We start from the raw sequence: 16,072 nt of genomic DNA, 5'->3' as shown, positions 1-16,072 counted from the left end.
TGGTGCAATCAAATTAGTAGCAGAACCCGCCGCACAGGCTGCGCAGGTAGAAAACGACTACGACCAGAGCGAAACCGAGGAAAACGACGGTCGCAAAGACGTTGGCCAGGCATTTGAGGCGTTTCATCCAGATCTGGTTGTCCCATCCGATCGTCTGGAAGGCGCTCCAGAAACCGTGCGTCAGGTGGAACCAGATGGCCAGGAACCAGATCAGATAGATCAGGCAGTAGACCGGGTTGCTGAACAGGTCGGCGATGTAAGCCGCTCCGTCGGTCGGCCCGAACGCTCCGAGCGAGTGGTCTCCGATGATTTCGGCGAACTGCATGTTATACCAGAAGTTGTAAAGGTGCAGCAGCAATCCCAATACGACGACGAGTCCCAGCACGAACATGTTCCGCGAAGCCCAGGTTACCGATTTCGGCGTAGCTTCCACGGCATAGCGCTGCGTGCCCCTCGAACTGCGGTTGTGCAGCGTCAGGATCGATGCATAGATGATATGCACCACGAAACCGGCGGCCAGGATCAGCGTCCCGGCGAGTGCGTACCAGTTCGCTCCCAGAAATTCACAGATCGCATTGTAGGCCTCGGTGGAAAATACGGCTGCAATGTTCATCGACATGTGGAACAACAGGAACAGGATCAGAAAAAGACCTGAGATGCTCATAATCAGTTTCCGTCCGATTGTAGATGTAAACAGATTGCCCATAAGTAAAATGAAATTTAGTGATTTTGGTTATTTACGCATTTCGTGTACTTCCGAAAAAACAGAGTACAAAGTTATCCCATTGTTTTTTAAATAACAATCTTTTGACGGAATATTCTGTCCGGAGTTTTAATTTTTTTGAAAAAAACGGTATCTTCGGATTCCGTTTTTAAACCGGATTTGGAGTATGGAGTCGAAGAGTGCGTTACGCCGGATCGTTCGCGATCGCGGAGAACTGTACGACGGGCGGACGCGAGCCGCGATGTCGCAGCGGGTCATGGAAGCCGTCGGCCGTTTCCCGCCGTTCGCCGATGCCGCGAGCGTGGCGCTTTATTGGTCGCTGCCTGCGGAGGTAGATACACATGCTTTCGTCGAAAAATGGGCCGTCCGCAAAAAGGTTTACCTTCCGGTAATGCGAGGCGACGGACTGTCGCTCAGGAAGTTTACCGGCAGAAACGAACTGCGGGAGGCCCGTTTCGGGATCAGGGAGCCGGTCGGGGAGGAAGAGACCTGCCTGCGGCGGATCGACCTGATCGTGGTTCCGGCCATGGGGTACGATCCGTACGGAAACCGTCTCGGGCACGGCAAAGGATTCTACGATCGGTTGCTGACGCGCGAAGGACCGCTGAAAATCGGCGTTTGTTTCGAATACCAGTTTTTCGAGCATGTTCCCGCCGATGCGCACGACGTGCCGGTCGACTGGGTCGTATGCGGGTCGGAACGGGAGGCGCGCTGGTACCGGGACGGCGCTTTACGGTCTTTATAATTCGTTCGTATCCCGCGAAATTCGGAAACCGTTCGCAAAAATCCGCTATCTTTGCATTCGGTACGCCGTCGAAAAAACTTAAATGCGAATCATGATGGATGGGAAAACTTATATAGTCCGGTCGCTGAAATACCTCGTGTGGCTGTTGTTGCTTTTTACGCTGGTCTTCACGCTGATGCTGGCGACCGGGACGTCGCGAGCGGATGCCGGGCGCGATCTGGCCGAACTGTTCGGGTCGCAGCGGGGACGGCTGATGTTGGCTGTGATCGTCGTCGTGGCGGCTTTTTATCCGAAATTCGGGTTTGCCCGGCGGACGGTGGCGGCCGATTTTACCGGTGACCGGGAGTTGATTCTCAGTACGTTCCGGGCAAACGGTTTTTCGCTGGTTCGGGAACAGGACGGGACGATGGTCTTCCGGGCTTCGTCGCCGCTGAAAAGGGCTTTGCTGCTGTGGGAAGACCGGATCGCCGTAACCGATGCGGGCGGTTCCGTCGTGTTGGACGGCATTCGCAAGGAGGTCGTGAAAGCGGAGTTCCGGCTCCGGTCGCACATCGAAAACTGACCGGTTTTCGGAAATGCGTAAAGATTTGGTTGTAAATAATATGATTCGTATTCCCGCTTTGGGGATAAAAAAATGAGCGGACGGGGCATACCGCTTTGTTTTTTACGAACGTTAGATAAGGAAATGTTATAAAAATGGAAAGAGTGTATAAGCGACTCAAATATGTGTTGGCGATCGGTGCGATCGTGGCGGCAGCGGGATTTTCGCTGGCTGCGTCGCGTCCCGATTTCGCGCTCGGACGGAATATCCAGATCCTGTTCAACATGTTCCGCGAGGTCAGTCTCTCCTATGTCGATTCGGTCGATACGGACAAACTGCTCGAGGACGCTGCGGCCGGCATGGTCGAGAACCTGGACCCTTACACCGAACTGATTCCGGAGAATAAAATGGCCGATTTCGAAATACAGACGACCGGCAAGTACGGCGGTATCGGGGCCCTGATCCGCAAGAGCGGCGATTACGTGGCGATCGCCCAGCCGTACGAGGGTTTTCCGGCCGATAAGGCGGGGCTGGTTATCGGAGACAAGCTGTTGGCCGTCGACGGCGAGAACCTGAAAGGGTACGACGTTTCGAAAGTTAGCGAATTGTTGAAAGGAACGCCCGGCACTTCGATGAAACTGACCGTCGAGAAACTGCTGACGGGCAATCCGGTCGATGTTTCGGTCAAGCGGGAGCGGATCGTGATCTCAGGGGTACCTTATTACGGCGTGATCGACGGCGATGTGGGTTATATCTTGCACGACGATTTCTCGGAGGATTGCAGCGACGATATGCGGACCGCTTTCGAGAAACTGAAAAAACAGGGGATCACTTCGCTGATCATCGACCTGCGGGGCAATGGCGGCGGCATTTTGCAGGAAGCCGTGAAGATTCTTTCGATGTTCGTGCCCAAAGGCACCGAAGTCGTGTCGATGCACGGCCGCACGAAATCATCCGACGCGACGTTCGTGACGCAAGCCGAACCGCTCGATACGCAAATTCCGATCGCCGTGCTGGTGAACAGTATGACGGCCTCTGCCGCCGAGATCGTGTCGGGAGCGTTGCAGGATCTCGACCGTGCCGTGCTGGTCGGACAGCGGACGTTCGGCAAAGGATTGGTGCAGACTCCGCGTCCGCTGGGGTACAACGCTTTCCTGAAAGTGACTACCGCGAAATATTACATTCCCAGCGGCCGTTGTATCCAGGCGATCGATTATACGCACCGCAACGACGACGGCAGCGTGGGGCTGGTGCCGGATTCGTTGATTCGGGAGTACGAGACCGCCGCCGGGCGGAAAGTGTACGACGGGGGCGGCGTAATGCCGGACGTCCGTCTCGACCCGGTCTATACCAGCCGTTTCACGATGGCGCTTTACGGCAAAGGATATATCGAGGATTTCGCGAACGATTACTACAAACGGCACCGCGAAGGCGTGGATGCGGATACGTTCGAATTGCCGGACGGGGAATACGGTCTTTTCGTCGCTTTCATGCAGGACAAGGAGATGGATTTCGAGTCGGAAACTCAGGAAGCCGTCAAAGATCTGCGTAAGAAAGCCGAGCGGGAAAAATACCTCGACCGAATCTCCGGCGAACTCGACGCGATCGGCGAAAAACTGAAAGACGATAAAAATACCGACCTCGAATTGTTTGGCGACGAGATTCGTAAGCTGATCGGCGACGAGATTATCTTGCGTTACCATTACGAGACCGGAGTCGCCCGTCATACGGCGCTGCACGATCCGGAAGTACGACAGGCCGTCGAAGTGCTGAAAGACCAAAACCGTTACCGGCAGATCGTGACTTCGCAGGATACTCCGCGCAAGTAGCTTTCCGGGACGATTCGCAAAACACAGGGGACATCGGGTTCCCGTAAAACTATGAAAAAAAGAGCGCTGCATAAGATGCTTTCTTTTCGGAGCCGGGTGGTCATCATCGTTCTGGGGATGGTGATCGGGATCTCGTCGCTGTTGTTCACCAACGACATGGCGCGCCAGCTCCGGGAGAAAGAACAGAACGAGGTGGCGATCTGGGCGGCGGCCTTCCGCGAGCTGGGGGCCGACCCGGGGAACCCCCTGTTGCTGTCGATCATCACCACGCGCAACAACATTCCGTTCATTCTGACCGACGGGGCGTTGCGGGTGGAGTATTCGCATCTGATTCCCGATTACATCCTGAATCATCCGAACCTGTTGCGCGACAAGCTCGACCAGATGACGAAGGTCAATCCGCACCTGAAGGTGCAGACGCTGTACAACGAGACGCTGTATATCTTTTTCGACGAATCCCGGCTGCTCAAGACGCTGGTCTATTTCCCGTACATCCAGTTGCTGGTGATCATCGTGTTTGTCGTGTTCGGATACATCACGTTCCGTTCGACGAAGCAGGACGAGCAGAACCGCGTCTGGATCGGGCTGGCGAAGGAGACGGCCCACCAGTTGGGTACGCCGACCTCTTCGCTGCTCGGGTGGCTCGAATACCTGAAAACCCAGAACATCGACCAGACCGCCATCGACGAGATGGGCAAGGATATCGTCCGGCTGACCAAGGTGGTCGACCGGTTCTCGAAAATCGGGGCCGCGACTCCGCTCAGCGAAGGGGTGATCAACGAGATCGTCGGCAACAGCGTGATCTATTTCCGCACGCGCGTACCGAAGAACGTCACGCTGACCTATAACGGGCTGGCGATGGCTCAGCAAAAGGCGATGATCAACGAAGCGCTTTTCGAATGGGTGATCGAAAATCTGTTGAAAAACGCGATGGACGCTTTGTCGGGAACCGGGACGATCGACGTCAAACTCTCCAGCGACGCCAACTGGATTTACGTCGATGTCCGGGACAGCGGCAAGGGGATCGCGAAGGGGAATTTCAAACGGATCTTCGAACCCGGTTTTACGACCAAAACGCGCGGTTGGGGGCTCGGACTTTCGCTCAGCAAACGGATTATCGACGGATACCACGGCGGTAAGATCTTCGTGCTCGATTCCGAGATCGACAAAGGAACGACCATCCGCATCGCCCTGAAAAAAATCTATTCATAGACCGGTATGATGGAGTCCCGCTACGTTACCGATTGCGACTGTTACCTTCCGGAAATCGAGCCGCTCGAAGGGGCGAGCGTTCCTTCGCAGGCCGATATTTTCGGCGTGTCGGGGACAGTGGCCGAACGGCCGGACGGGTACGATCCTTTGGCGCTGCCCGCCCTGCAGCCGCACCTGACGGACAGTTATGCTTACCAGGGAGTCGTGCTGGCCGTGTTCATGGTTTTCTGTTACCTGATCCACAGCTACCGGAGCAGTATCGGGATCGTGTTCAAGATCCTGACCGGGCGGGTTTCATCTGACAAGGTTTACGACGAGTATCCGTTGTTTTTCCGCAAGTTCCTGTCATGGACGGCTCTGTGGGGGATGCTGCTGATCGGCGGGCTGTTGATTCGCTACGGCGGACTGTACGGCGTCGAGGGGTGGTTGCCCCGGCAAATCCCTTTTGCGACCGACCTGGCCTGCCTGGCCGTGCTGTTTGCCGCCGCCGCCGTTGCGGTTTACCGCAAGATCGTGACGCGGATCATCGGCGGAGTGATCCGGAACGATCTTTTTTTTGAGAAACTCCGGTTCACGATCCGTATTTTTTCGTCGTTTATATATATCCTGCTGACTCCTCTTTTTTTGGTCGTAGCGCTCACCGAAGGCCCCGGAATCGACCGGCTACTGCACGGTACCGCCGTTTTCGCCGCTGCGCTCTATCTGCTGTATTTGGCGAAAAGTTATCGTTTCTTTGTGGCGCGGGATGTTTCAATTCTGCAATGGATTTTGTACCTTTGTGCCGTCGAATTGTTTCCGATAAGCTTTTTCGTGCTTGTTGTAGCCAGAAATTGCTGAGTGTTTTTCCGAGGAGGAGGAGCAGTTCCGTCTCACGGCGGAGTTATCAGAAGAAGCTAACTATAAACAAGTTATTGTTTTGAAAATTAAAAATGTTTTAGTCTCGCAACCGGCTCCGGTCATCGCCGAGAAATCTCCCTTTCATGAGATCGTGCTCAAGCACCGCGTGAATGTGGAATTCCATCCGTTCATTAAGCTGGAGGGGGTCTCCCTGAAAGAGTTCCGCAGCCAGCGGGTGGATATCCTGGCGCATACGGCTGTTATTTTCACGAGCCGCGTTACGATCGATAATTTCTTTCGGATTTGCGAGGAAGCCCGCGTTACGATTCCCGAAACCATGAAATATTTCTGCAATACGGAGGCGATCGCCCTGTACTTGCAAAAATATATCGTTTACCGCAAGCGGAAAATCTTCTTTGCCGAAGGGACTTTCTCTTCGCTGGTCGAACTGATCGCCAAGCACAAGGACGAGAAATTCCTGCTGACGCTTTCCGAGCCGCACAAGCCCGAGATGCCGCTGGCGATGGAGAAGATGAAACTTCAGTTCGGCAAGGTGATCCTGGCCCGTACGGTGAGCGCCGACCTGGATGCGGTCGATGTCCGCAAGTACGATCTGTTGGTCTTTTACAGTCCGTCCGAGATCGCCTCGCTGACCGGAAAATTTACGCTCGGGGAGAACGCTCCGAAAATCGCGACGTTCGGCCACGGGACGGCCAAGGCCGCGCTGACCGAAGGACTGACCGTCCATGTGATGGCGCCTACGCCCGAAGTTCCGTCGATGACCAAGGCGCTCGATATTTATATCCGGAAAATCAATGCCGGAGAGGAGGTTCCGCCGGTGACGCTCGAGGAGCGGTCGCCCGACCTGACTTTCATCGAAAGTTCGAAATACGCCAAAGGCAGGCGGGTGCGCACGGCCGCCAGACCGGGAGCAGCTTCCGGCGAACAAGCGTCGTCCGCGCTGAAAAAAGCCTCGGTAAAAACGGCAGGGGCCGCAACCAAAAGCGCCGGGAAATAGCCCGGCGGGAATGATGGAGAGTTCGGATCATACGTTTCCCCGTGCGGAGCGGCTTCGGTCGCGCAAGCAGATCGCCCGCCTGTTCGAAAAGGGCGAAAGCGGTGTCGTCTACCCGATCCGTTACGTATTTCTCACCGGGGAGGACGATGCCGGCGACGCGACGGACGAAGGCGGGCTGTCGGTGCTGGTTTCCGTTTCGAAGCGCAATCACAAACGGGCCAACGTGCGCAACCTGTTGAAACGCCGGATACGGGAGGCTTACCGCCTGAACCGGAATCCCCTGCGGGAGATCTCGGGAGGCGGACGGTTCAACCTGGGCCTGTTGTATGTTTCCAAAGAGATAGCCGATTATACGTCGATCGAAAATGCCGTGCAGAAGATCATCCGGAACCTTTCCGAAAGGATTTAAGGGGCTTATTTTAGCCCCTTTGCTGGGGTTGATCTGGATATATCGTCATTGCATCTCTCCTTTTACGCCCCCTTCCTGCCGTTTCACGCCCACCTGCTCGGAGTACTGCGCCGAAGCCCTGCGAAAGCACGGCCTGTTCAAGGGGAGCTATCTGGGCCTGAGGCGAATTCTGCGTTGCCATCCGTGGGGAGGAAGCGGTTACGATCCGGTTCCGTAAACGGAACGGACGGACTTCCCGGAGCGATTTTAGTAAGCAATAAAAGGGATTACTCGACCGGCCCGGAAACGCCGAAGACGATGCGTCCCAGCTCTTCCAGTTTGTTGATATAGACGACTTCGATGCCTTTTGGCGGCTTCGGAAGGCTTTTGCGTAGATAGCCCGATACGACGATCCGTCGGAAGCCGAGCCGGGCCGCTTCGCCGATGCGTTGTTCGCTGCGGGGAGCGGGACGTACTTCGCCGGACAGGCCGATCTCTCCGGCGAAACAGGTTTCCCGGTCTACCGGCCGGTCGAAATACGACGACAGGATAGCCGCGATGACGCTCATGTCGAGCCCCGTGTCGCTGATCTTGAACCCTCCCGCAAAATTTAAAAAGACGTCTTTCTGGTACATCTTCAGGCCGATCCGTTTTTCGAGTACGGCCAGCAGCATGTTCAGCCGCCGCGAGTCGAATCCGGTCGCCGAGCGCTGCGGCGTGCCGTAGGCGGCCGTGCTGACCAGCGCCTGGGTCTCGATCAGGTATGACCGGGCCCCGTCGACGGCCGCGCCGACGGCGATGCCGCTCAGCGGTTCGTCGTAGTGCGACAACAGGATTTCGGACGGATTGTCGACCTCGATCAGCCCTTCGCCGCGCATTTCGAATACGCCGATCTCGAATGTCGCTCCGAACCGGTTCTTGATGCTGCGCAGGATGCGGTAGATGTTGTTGTTGTCGCCTTCGAATTGCAGCACCACGTCGACGATGTGTTCCAGGATTTTCGGACCGGCGATGATGCCGTCCTTGGTGATGTGTCCGATTACGATGATCGATGTGCCGGTCTGCTTGGCATATTTTTGCAGCAAGGCGGCCGATTCGCGGATCTGCGACACGCTGCCCGGCGACGAGTCGATCGTTTCGGTGTAAATTGTCTGGATCGAATCGATCACGACCAGGTCGGGGCCGTGCTGCGTGATCTGGGTGATGATGTTTTCGAGGTTCGTCTCGCTGTAAATGTAGCACGCTTCGTTCACGATACCGATCCGTTCGGCCCGCATCTTGATCTGGTGCGGGGACTCCTCGCCCGATACGTACAGCGTTTTCAGCCCGGCGGCTTTCAGCGCGAGCTGCAGGCTCAGCGTCGATTTGCCGATGCCCGGTTCGCCGCCCAGCAGGATGATCGAGCCCTGCACCAGGCCGCCGCCCAGCACGCGGTTCACCTCGCCGTTGGCCAGGTCGGTGCGCGTGAAAACCTGCCGTTCGATCCCGTGCACCGGCACGGGGCGGTTGCTGCCGCGCGCCGGTGCGAACGAGGTCGTACGCGACGATTCCTTGCCGACGACCTCTTCGACCAGCGTATTCCACTCGCCGCACGCCGGGCATTTGCCGACCCATTTGGCCGACTCGTACCCGCAACTGCGGCAGAAAAACGCTTTTTTTAATTTGGCCATCGCGGGTCGGAACGGTTTATTTGATGAAGAAGCGGTAAATGTCGTTGCCGTTCGCGTATATCAGCAGCGCGAACAGGATGATGATGCCGAAGAGTTGCGCCCGTTCGAGGAATTTATCGCTCGGTCGTCGCCCGGTGATTACTTCGACCAGTAGGAACAATACGTGTCCGCCGTCCAGCGCCGGAATCGGCAGGATATTCATGACAGCCAGAACGACCGACAGGAATGCCGTGATGCGCCAGAATTGCTCCCAGCTCCAGTAGTTCGGAAAGATGTTGCCGATGGCGATCACGCCTCCCAGCGATTTGTAGGCTTCGGTCTTCGGTGTGAACATCAGTTTGATTTGCTTGGCGTAGCTGCTGATTTCGCTGCCCGTCCGTTGGATACCGGCCGGGATCGCCTGCCAGAAATTGTACCGGTGCGTGCTCAGCGCGAGCAGGCTGGCCGGGGATACCGGATAGACGCCGATCGTCCCTTTCTCGGAAACTTTGACCGGAAGGGTAATCAGCCGCGTGATTCCCGCCGAATCGCGCATCACGCCCAGTGTGACCGTGTCGGATGCGTACGTCTCGAAAGCCTGGCGGTACTGGTCGAAGTAGCGCATCGATTCGCCGTTGAACGACACCAGCGTGTCCCCGGCGAGCAGTCCGGCCTGGGCGGCGGGACCGCCGGCGACCGTCTCTCCGACCACGAACGGGATCCGTACCGTCGCGAAATCGGGCGATTTGAGCAACTGGGCGATCGCTTCTTCCGGAATGTCGATCCGGACGCGCTGTCCGTCGCGGTCGACCGTGACGGTTTTCGCCTGGTCGATCACGATCGTCTGCCAGATCGCTCCGGCGTCTTCGACCGCTTCGCCGTCGATGTCGACGATCTTATCGCCGTTGCGGAAACCCATTTCCCGGGCCAGATCGTTGTAGACGTAGCCGTATTTGACGTCCTTGTTGTCGAGGTAGGTCTTTCCCCACGTATAGCTCATCCCGATGTAGATGAATACGGCGAGCAGGATATTCATCAGCACGCCGCCGACCATGATCAGCAATCGCTGCCAGGCCGGTTTCGCCCGGAACTCGTACGGTTGGACGGGTTGTTTCATCTGGTCGGTGTCCATCGACTCGTCGATCATCCCGGCGATTTTCACGTAGCCGCCGAACGGAATCCAGCCGATACCGTATTCGGTGCCCCCCTTTTTGAACTTGAAAAGCGAGAACCACGGGTTGAAAAACAGGTAGAATTTTTCGACGCGCGTCTTGAACAGCCGCGCGAACAGGAAGTGCCCGAATTCGTGGATGATGACCAGCAGTGAGAAACTGAGTATGAATTGCAGAATTTTAATCAGAATGTCCATGTTTTATCGTACTAACGTGAGTATTTTGAATTTATAATATCGATAGGGCGGTTTGCCGCGCTTCGCGATCGGTGCGGCGGTACTCTTCCAGCGAAACGCATTCGCGCAGCGTCGTCCGGCCGAGCGTCTCTTCGTTGATCCGGGCGATGTCGGTGAAGCGGATTTTCCGGTCGAGGAATGCCGCTACGGCCACTTCGTTCGCTGCGTTCAGCACGGCTCCGGCATTGCCGCCGCGCCGCAGGCATTCGAACGCCAGCGCGAGATTCGGGAAGCGCATCGGGTCGGGTTCGAAAAATTCGAGGCATCCCAACTTACAGAAGTCGATCCGCGGGCCTTGCAGCGGCAACCGCTGCGGAAAGGTCAGCGCGTACTGGATCGGAAGGTGCATGTCCGGCGTGCCGATTTGCGCCTTGACGGCTCCGTCGCCGAACTGTACCATCGAGTGGATTACCGAGCGCGGGTGGATGACCACGTCGATCTGTTCGGGCCGCAGTCCGAACAGCCAGCGCGCTTCGATCACCTCGAAACCCTTGTTCATCAGCGAGGCGGAGTCGATCGTGACTTTCGCGCCCATGCACCAGCTCGGGTGGTTCAACGCCTCTTCGACGCTGACCCGTTCGAGTTCTTCGGCCGGGCGGTGCAGGAACGGGCCGCCGGATGCGGTCAGGATCACCTTTTCGACCGCCGAATGTTCGCCGGTCAGGCATTGGAAAATGGCCGAATGTTCCGAGTCGACCGGAATGATCGGAGCCCGGTGTTCGGCGGACAGCCTGGTGACGATCTCTCCGGCTACGACCAGGCACTCCTTGTTGGCCAGCGCGACTTTTTTGCCGTGTTTCAGCGCGCTGACCGTCGGGAACAGCCCGCTGTAACCGACCAGGGCCATGACGACCGTGTCGACCTGTTCCGAGCAGACGACCTGTTCGAGCGCATCGCTGCCCGCGTATACTTTGACCGGATGGTCCGCCAACGCGTCTCGCACGGCGGTATAATGAGTTTTGTCGGCGATCACCACGTTGTCGGGGGTGAATTCGACGGCCTGTTCGACCAACTTTTTCCAGTTGCTGTGGGCCGACAGCGTCGTTATTTCGAACCGGTCGCCGTATCGCCTGACGATATCGAGCGTCTGGGTTCCGATCGAACCGGTCGAGCCGAGAACGGCTAATCGCTGTTTGCTTTGTGTCATTTCCGTTAAAGGGAAAACCGTGTCGGGTTTTCCGTCGTCTTCATTTAAAATAGTTTAAAAAACGATGTATCCTTCCGGATCGATCGGCGTTCCGTTATGCCACAGTTCGAACTCGAACAGGTTCTGTCCGCCGCCTGCGGATTTTTCGCCGCCGGTGTAACCGACGATCTCGCCGCTCGATACGCGTTCCCCCGCCTTTTTCAGTACGCTGGTGTTATGCCGGTAAACCGATAGCATATTGCCTCCGTGCTGGATGAACAGCACGAAGCCGTCTTCGGGCGTCCACGACGACGAGACGACCGTTCCGTCCATCACCGCCATCACCTGCTGGTTGCCTGCGGTGGCGAGCGTCGTTCCGTACCGGTTGTCGATCGGGCTGAATTTTTCGGTGACGACGCCTTTGACCGGCGTATAGAGTTCCATCGCGCTGCGCAGGTTCTTGCGCGCCGCGTCCGGATCGTTCAGACTATAAATGCCGCCCGGGGTCTCCATCTGCCTGCGCAGCAGCGAGTCCTCGACGATGGTCGCCGCCGCGTCCGCGTTTTTTTTCGACAGTGAGTCGGAACTTTGCACGTTATTTCGTGTGACGGGATTTTTGCCCGCCATGATGAGCGCAATGTTATCGCTGTATATCTGCATGTTGCGCACTTCTTGTTCCAACGAGTCGAGCCGGATGATGTTTTCGATCAGCATCGTCCGCGACTTGTTGCCCGGATAACCGGGAATCAGGTCCAGCACCGGCGTGTAGGCCACGGTGATCGTGATGACGATAAACAGGATCAGCACCAGCGCCAGAAAGCCGGCCAGTAGGTTCAACGGGCTGATATACATATACCAAACCTCCGAATCGTTATGCTGATTCCGGATGCTGAGACGGTGCTTCTCGCGCAGGTTCCGTATGAAGTATGAAACGCTCGTTTTGAAGTTCATGGAACTTTTATGCATAATTCGACTTACAAAGATAATAATTTCCCTCGGGTAATGACAGAACGGGGAAAATATATCAAAGATTATTTGACAGACGGTTTTTTCGGAGGAATCGATTTTGAAAATAAGTTATAAAGTGTAAATTTGCGTAGCGTTTGGACGCGGATACCCGCTTTCCGTCCTGTTTTCCGATCCGGGGCGGCGGTATTTCCGATGCGGGACGATGCGTCCGCGGCCGAAACGAAGATTTAAAAAGACGACAAAAACATGGTAAAACCTACACTTTTGGTATTGGCTGCGGGAATGGGATCCCGGTACGGTTCGTTGAAACAGATGGACGGCGTGGGGCCGGGCGGAGAGGCTATTATCGACTATTCGATCTACGATGCCATCCGCGCCGGATTCGGCCGCGTGGTTTTCGTGATCCGTCACCTGTTCGAAAAGGAGTTCCGGGAGATGTTCACGCCGGAACGTTTCGGAGGTAAGATCGAGATCGATTTCGTTTTTCAGGAACTGGATAAATTGCCGGCCGGGTTTACGGTGCCCGCCGACCGCGTAAAGCCGTGGGGGACGAACCATGCGGTGATGATGGCCGCCGATACGATCCGCGAGGAGCCTTTCGCCGTGATCAACGCCGACGACTTTTACGGGGCGGAAGCTTATAAGACCATCGCGGATTACCTACGCAGCGTGGCCGCGCAGCGCAACCATTACTGCATGGTCGGTTACGAACTGAAAAACACGCTGTCCGATTATGGGTCCGTATCGCGCGGCATCTGCAGCGTCGATAGCAACGGCAACCTGACCTCGATGGTCGAGCGGACGAAGATCGAGCGCCGCGAAGACAAGATCGTTTACGAGGACGAAAAGGGCAATGTGTTCCCGCTGGCCGGGGATACGCTGGTATCGATGAACATGTTCGGTTTTACGCCCGATTATTTCAAATATTCCGAAGATTTTTTCAGCGCCTACCTGAAAGACAATATCGGGAATCCGAAATCCGAATTTTACATTCCGACGATGGTCAATAAATTGGTTGCCGACGGAAAGGCTCAGTTGCGGGTGCTGCACAGCGCGGCCCAGTGGTTCGGCGTAACCTACAAGGAAGACCGCCCGGCCGTCGTCGAACGGATCCGCAAGTTGATCGCCGCCGGGGTTTATCCCGACAAACTCTGGGCATAGTCCCGCAAAAGCGCTCGAAACGATGGAAATAGAACAGAATATCTGGGGTTTTACCGCCGAAGGCGAAGCGATCGTCCTTTACAAGATGACCAATGCGGGCGGCGCATCCGTGAAGTTGACCAATATCGGCGCGACGGTCGTATCGGTGGAGGTTCCCGACCGGGACGGCCGGCTCGCGAACGTGGCCCTCGGTTACGACGATTTCAAAAGTTATTTCGGCGACGGGCCGTGCATGGGGAAAACGGTCGGCCGGTTCGCCAACCGGATCCGGGGAGCGAAATTTACGTTGGACGGTGTGGAATACCGATTGTCGGCGAACTGCTCCGAAGGGCGGCACCATACGCACGGCGGCGGCATCAACGGCTTTGCGAACAAAATTTGGGAGAGCCGCGTGGAGACCGACCGGGTCGTTTTCTCGCTGTTCAGTCCCGACGGCGACCAGGGGTATCCGGGCGACCTGAACGCCGAGGTCGTTTACGACTGGAGCGACGATTGCGAGCTGGAGATTACCTATTACGCCAAGACGACCGCTCCTACTATTATCAACCTTACGAATCACTCCTATTTTAACCTCAAAGGCGAGGATCGGCCGGGCGCGATGGATCAGTTGCTTCAGATCAACGGATCGAAATACTTGCGCTACGACGCCGACTGCGTCTGTACCGGCGAGTTGGTCGACGTGAAAGGCACGCCGATGGATTTCAGCGAACCGAAAGCGCTGTCCGCGGAGATCGACGCCGATTACGAACCGCTGCGTTTCGGTTCCGGTTACGACCAGAGCTGGGCGATCGACGGGTATGAAAAGGGAAAACTTTCCGAAGCGGGCGTGCTGTACGACCCGCAGAGCGGACGGCGGATGCGGATCCGGACGACCCAGCCGTCGATCCATATCTATGCCGGAAACTATCTGGAAGGCTGTCCGCAAAGTATCAGCGGCCATCCGTACGGGCGCCGCGCCGGCGTGGCGATCGAGTGCCAGGCCTATCCGAACAGTCCGAACTGCCCCGGCTTTCCGTCGACCGTATTGCGTCCCGGGGAGATCTATAACGAGAAAATCGTCTTCCGTTTCGAAACGGATGCGAATTAATCCGCAGAGCCAATTATTAACCTAAAATAGATAAGGATGGAATCAACTAAACAAAAGAGTTACGCATTGCCGATAGCGATGATGTTCGCGCTCTTCTTCATGATCGCGTTCGTTACGGGGCTTCAGAACCCGATGGGCATTATCGTGAAGGAACAGTTCCAGGTACCGAACTGGATGTCGCAGTTGGGAAACTTCGCCAACTTCATCGCTTACGCCTGCATGGGTATTCCGGCGGGTATCATGCTGCAACGCATCGGTTATAAGAAGACGGCTCTTACGGCCATTGTCGTCGGTTTCGTCGGCGTAGGGATTTCTTTCCTGTCCGGACAGGTCGAAAGTTTTACCGTCTATCTGATCGGCGCTTTCGTATCCGGTTTTTCGATGTGTATGCTGAACGCCGTGGTAAACCCGATGCTCAATACGCTCGGGGGCGGAGGTAATCGCGGGAACCAGCTGGTGCAGTTCGGCGGTTCGTGCAACTCGATCGGCGCTACGATCGTACCGGTGCTGGTCGGCTACCTGATGGGCGACGTATACAGCGCCTCGATCAGCAAGGCCAACCCGGCGCTTTTCCTGGCGATGGGAATTTTCGCGCTGGCGTTTATCGTACTTTCGTTCGTGAAGATTCCGGAACCGCATCTGGTGACCGCGAAAAAGGAAAAAGAGAAACACAGTCCGTTTTCGTTCCGCCATTTCGTTCTCGGAACGCTGGCGATTTTCTTTTACGTGGGCGTCGAAGTAGGGATCGCCAACTTTGCGAACCTGTTTATGACGCAGAGCGTCGATAAGGGCGGTCTCGCTATCGATACGACGGTCGCCGGGACGATCGCCGGAACCTACTGGTTCCTGATGCTGATCGGCCGTTTGACCGGCGCGTCGCTGGGTGCGAAATTTTCCAGCAAATCCATGCTGACGTTCGTTTCTTCGCTGGGCATCCTGCTGATCCTGCTGGCGATCTTCCTGCCGCTGTCGACGACGGTCAACATGCCGGTGTTCAAATCCGATATCTCATTCGGTCTGGCTGAAGTGCCGATCGGTATCATGTTGATGATCCTTTGCGGGTTGTGCACCTCGGTGATGTGGGGTAATATTTTCAACCTGGCCGTCGAGGGGCTGGGTAAATATACGGCCGCCGCGTCCGGCATTTTCATGGTGATGGTATGCGGCGGTGGTGTTCTGCCGTTGATCCAGGGCGCCGTTGCAGACGGTTTCGGTTACCTGGCCAGTTTCTGGGTGATTATCGTCGCTCTGGCTTACATCCTGTATTACGCCCAAGTCGGTTCCAAAAACGTGAACAAGGACATTCCGGTCGAATAATTCCGCTGTCCGGAGATATTTAAAAAAAGTAAAATCGGGAGGGCGGCCATAGCCGCCCTCC

The 16,072-nt window shown here is 56.3% G+C and carries 16 protein-coding genes; 11 read left to right on the top strand and 5 right to left on the bottom strand.

What is annotated here, in order from left to right; all coding sequences use genetic code 11:
• Nucleotides 1-13: 13 nt before the first annotated feature.
• A complete protein-coding gene (locus DW082_RS02220) occupies nt 14-706 on the bottom strand; it encodes a fumarate reductase (protein ID WP_055202801.1) in 693 nt (230 codons plus the stop codon).
• A 184-nt stretch (nt 707-890) separates the two neighbouring features.
• On the opposite strand from DW082_RS02220, the gene DW082_RS02215 reads away from it, so the two are divergent.
• From DW082_RS02215 to yidD, 8 genes are all read left to right on the top strand, one after another.
• Nucleotides 891-1,469, top strand: a complete 579-nt coding sequence (locus DW082_RS02215; protein ID WP_055202799.1) for a 5-formyltetrahydrofolate cyclo-ligase — start codon at nt 891-893, stop codon at nt 1,467-1,469.
• Nucleotides 1,470-1,560: 91 nt separating this feature from the next.
• The gene (locus tag DW082_RS02210) at nt 1,561-2,031 is read left to right on the top strand and encodes a hypothetical protein (protein ID WP_228385737.1); all 471 of its coding nucleotides are present in this window, start codon (nt 1,561-1,563) and stop codon (nt 2,029-2,031) included.
• Nucleotides 2,032-2,165: 134 nt separating this feature from the next.
• A complete protein-coding gene (locus tag DW082_RS02205; protein WP_153497751.1) occupies nt 2,166-3,839 on the top strand; it encodes a S41 family peptidase in 1,674 nt (557 codons plus the stop codon).
• Nucleotides 3,840-3,890: 51 nt separating this feature from the next.
• Complete coding sequence (locus tag DW082_RS02200; RefSeq protein ID WP_055202794.1) at nt 3,891-5,051, top strand: ATP-binding protein; 1,161 nt, start codon at nt 3,891-3,893, stop codon at nt 5,049-5,051.
• Between the two features lie 6 nt (nt 5,052-5,057).
• Nucleotides 5,058-5,888 (top strand): DUF4271 domain-containing protein, encoded by an 831-nt coding sequence (locus tag DW082_RS02195; RefSeq protein ID WP_118457103.1) that lies wholly within the window; start codon nt 5,058-5,060, stop codon nt 5,886-5,888.
• Nucleotides 5,889-5,967: 79 nt separating this feature from the next.
• On the top strand, nt 5,968-6,906 hold the full coding sequence (locus tag DW082_RS02190) for a uroporphyrinogen-III synthase (RefSeq protein WP_118457101.1): 939 nt from the start codon (nt 5,968-5,970) through the stop codon (nt 6,904-6,906).
• Between the two features lie 10 nt (nt 6,907-6,916).
• A complete protein-coding gene (locus tag DW082_RS02185; protein WP_228385738.1) occupies nt 6,917-7,315 on the top strand; it encodes a ribonuclease P protein component in 399 nt (132 codons plus the stop codon).
• Nucleotides 7,272-7,532, top strand: a complete 261-nt coding sequence (gene yidD / locus DW082_RS02180; RefSeq protein ID WP_101571933.1) for a membrane protein insertion efficiency factor YidD — start codon at nt 7,272-7,274, stop codon at nt 7,530-7,532. Before DW082_RS02185 ends, yidD begins: the two co-directional genes overlap by 44 nt.
• A 49-nt stretch (nt 7,533-7,581) precedes the next feature.
• Here yidD and radA read toward each other — a convergent pair whose 3' ends face one another.
• Genes radA through DW082_RS02160 form a run of 4 tightly spaced genes read right to left on the bottom strand, consistent with a single transcriptional unit; the run spans nt 7,582 to nt 12,428 of the window.
• Nucleotides 7,582-8,964 (bottom strand): DNA repair protein RadA, encoded by a 1,383-nt coding sequence (radA, locus tag DW082_RS02175; protein WP_118457099.1) that lies wholly within the window; start codon nt 8,962-8,964, stop codon nt 7,582-7,584.
• Between the two features lie 16 nt (nt 8,965-8,980).
• Nucleotides 8,981-10,312, bottom strand: coding sequence for an RIP metalloprotease RseP (rseP, locus tag DW082_RS02170; RefSeq protein ID WP_118457097.1), 1,332 nt, complete (start codon nt 10,310-10,312; stop codon nt 8,981-8,983).
• 31 nt (nt 10,313-10,343) lie between these two features.
• Nucleotides 10,344-11,498: a 1-deoxy-D-xylulose-5-phosphate reductoisomerase gene (locus DW082_RS02165; RefSeq protein ID WP_055202783.1), complete on the bottom strand. Its 1,155-nt coding sequence runs from the start codon at nt 11,496-11,498 to the stop codon at nt 10,344-10,346.
• A gap of 54 nt (nt 11,499-11,552) precedes the next feature.
• Entirely contained in the window at nt 11,553-12,428 is an 876-nt protein-coding gene (locus tag DW082_RS02160; protein WP_055203539.1) for a murein hydrolase activator EnvC, read from the bottom strand.
• A 264-nt stretch (nt 12,429-12,692) separates the two neighbouring features.
• On the opposite strand from DW082_RS02160, the gene DW082_RS02155 reads away from it, so the two are divergent.
• The 3 genes from DW082_RS02155 to DW082_RS02145 are packed head-to-tail and all read left to right on the top strand — an operon-like array spanning nt 12,693 to nt 16,011.
• Nucleotides 12,693-13,607 carry a sugar phosphate nucleotidyltransferase gene (locus DW082_RS02155; RefSeq protein ID WP_172970724.1) on the top strand — a complete coding sequence of 305 codons (915 nt, stop codon included), beginning with the start codon at nt 12,693-12,695 and terminating at the stop codon, nt 13,605-13,607.
• Nucleotides 13,608-13,629: 22 nt separating this feature from the next.
• The gene (locus tag DW082_RS02150; RefSeq protein ID WP_101571927.1) at nt 13,630-14,694 is read left to right on the top strand and encodes an aldose epimerase family protein; all 1,065 of its coding nucleotides are present in this window, start codon (nt 13,630-13,632) and stop codon (nt 14,692-14,694) included.
• A gap of 36 nt (nt 14,695-14,730) precedes the next feature.
• The gene (locus tag DW082_RS02145; protein WP_055202777.1) at nt 14,731-16,011 is read left to right on the top strand and encodes an MFS transporter; all 1,281 of its coding nucleotides are present in this window, start codon (nt 14,731-14,733) and stop codon (nt 16,009-16,011) included.
• Nucleotides 16,012-16,072: the final 61 nt, after the last annotated feature.

It is taken from the genome of Alistipes sp. AF48-12, from assembly GCF_003477565.1.
In the GTDB taxonomy this organism is placed as follows: domain Bacteria; phylum Bacteroidota; class Bacteroidia; order Bacteroidales; family Rikenellaceae; genus Alistipes_A; species Alistipes_A hominis.
The sequence above is the reverse complement of the archived record's forward strand: the minus strand, read 5'-3'. Positions and strand labels throughout refer to the sequence as shown.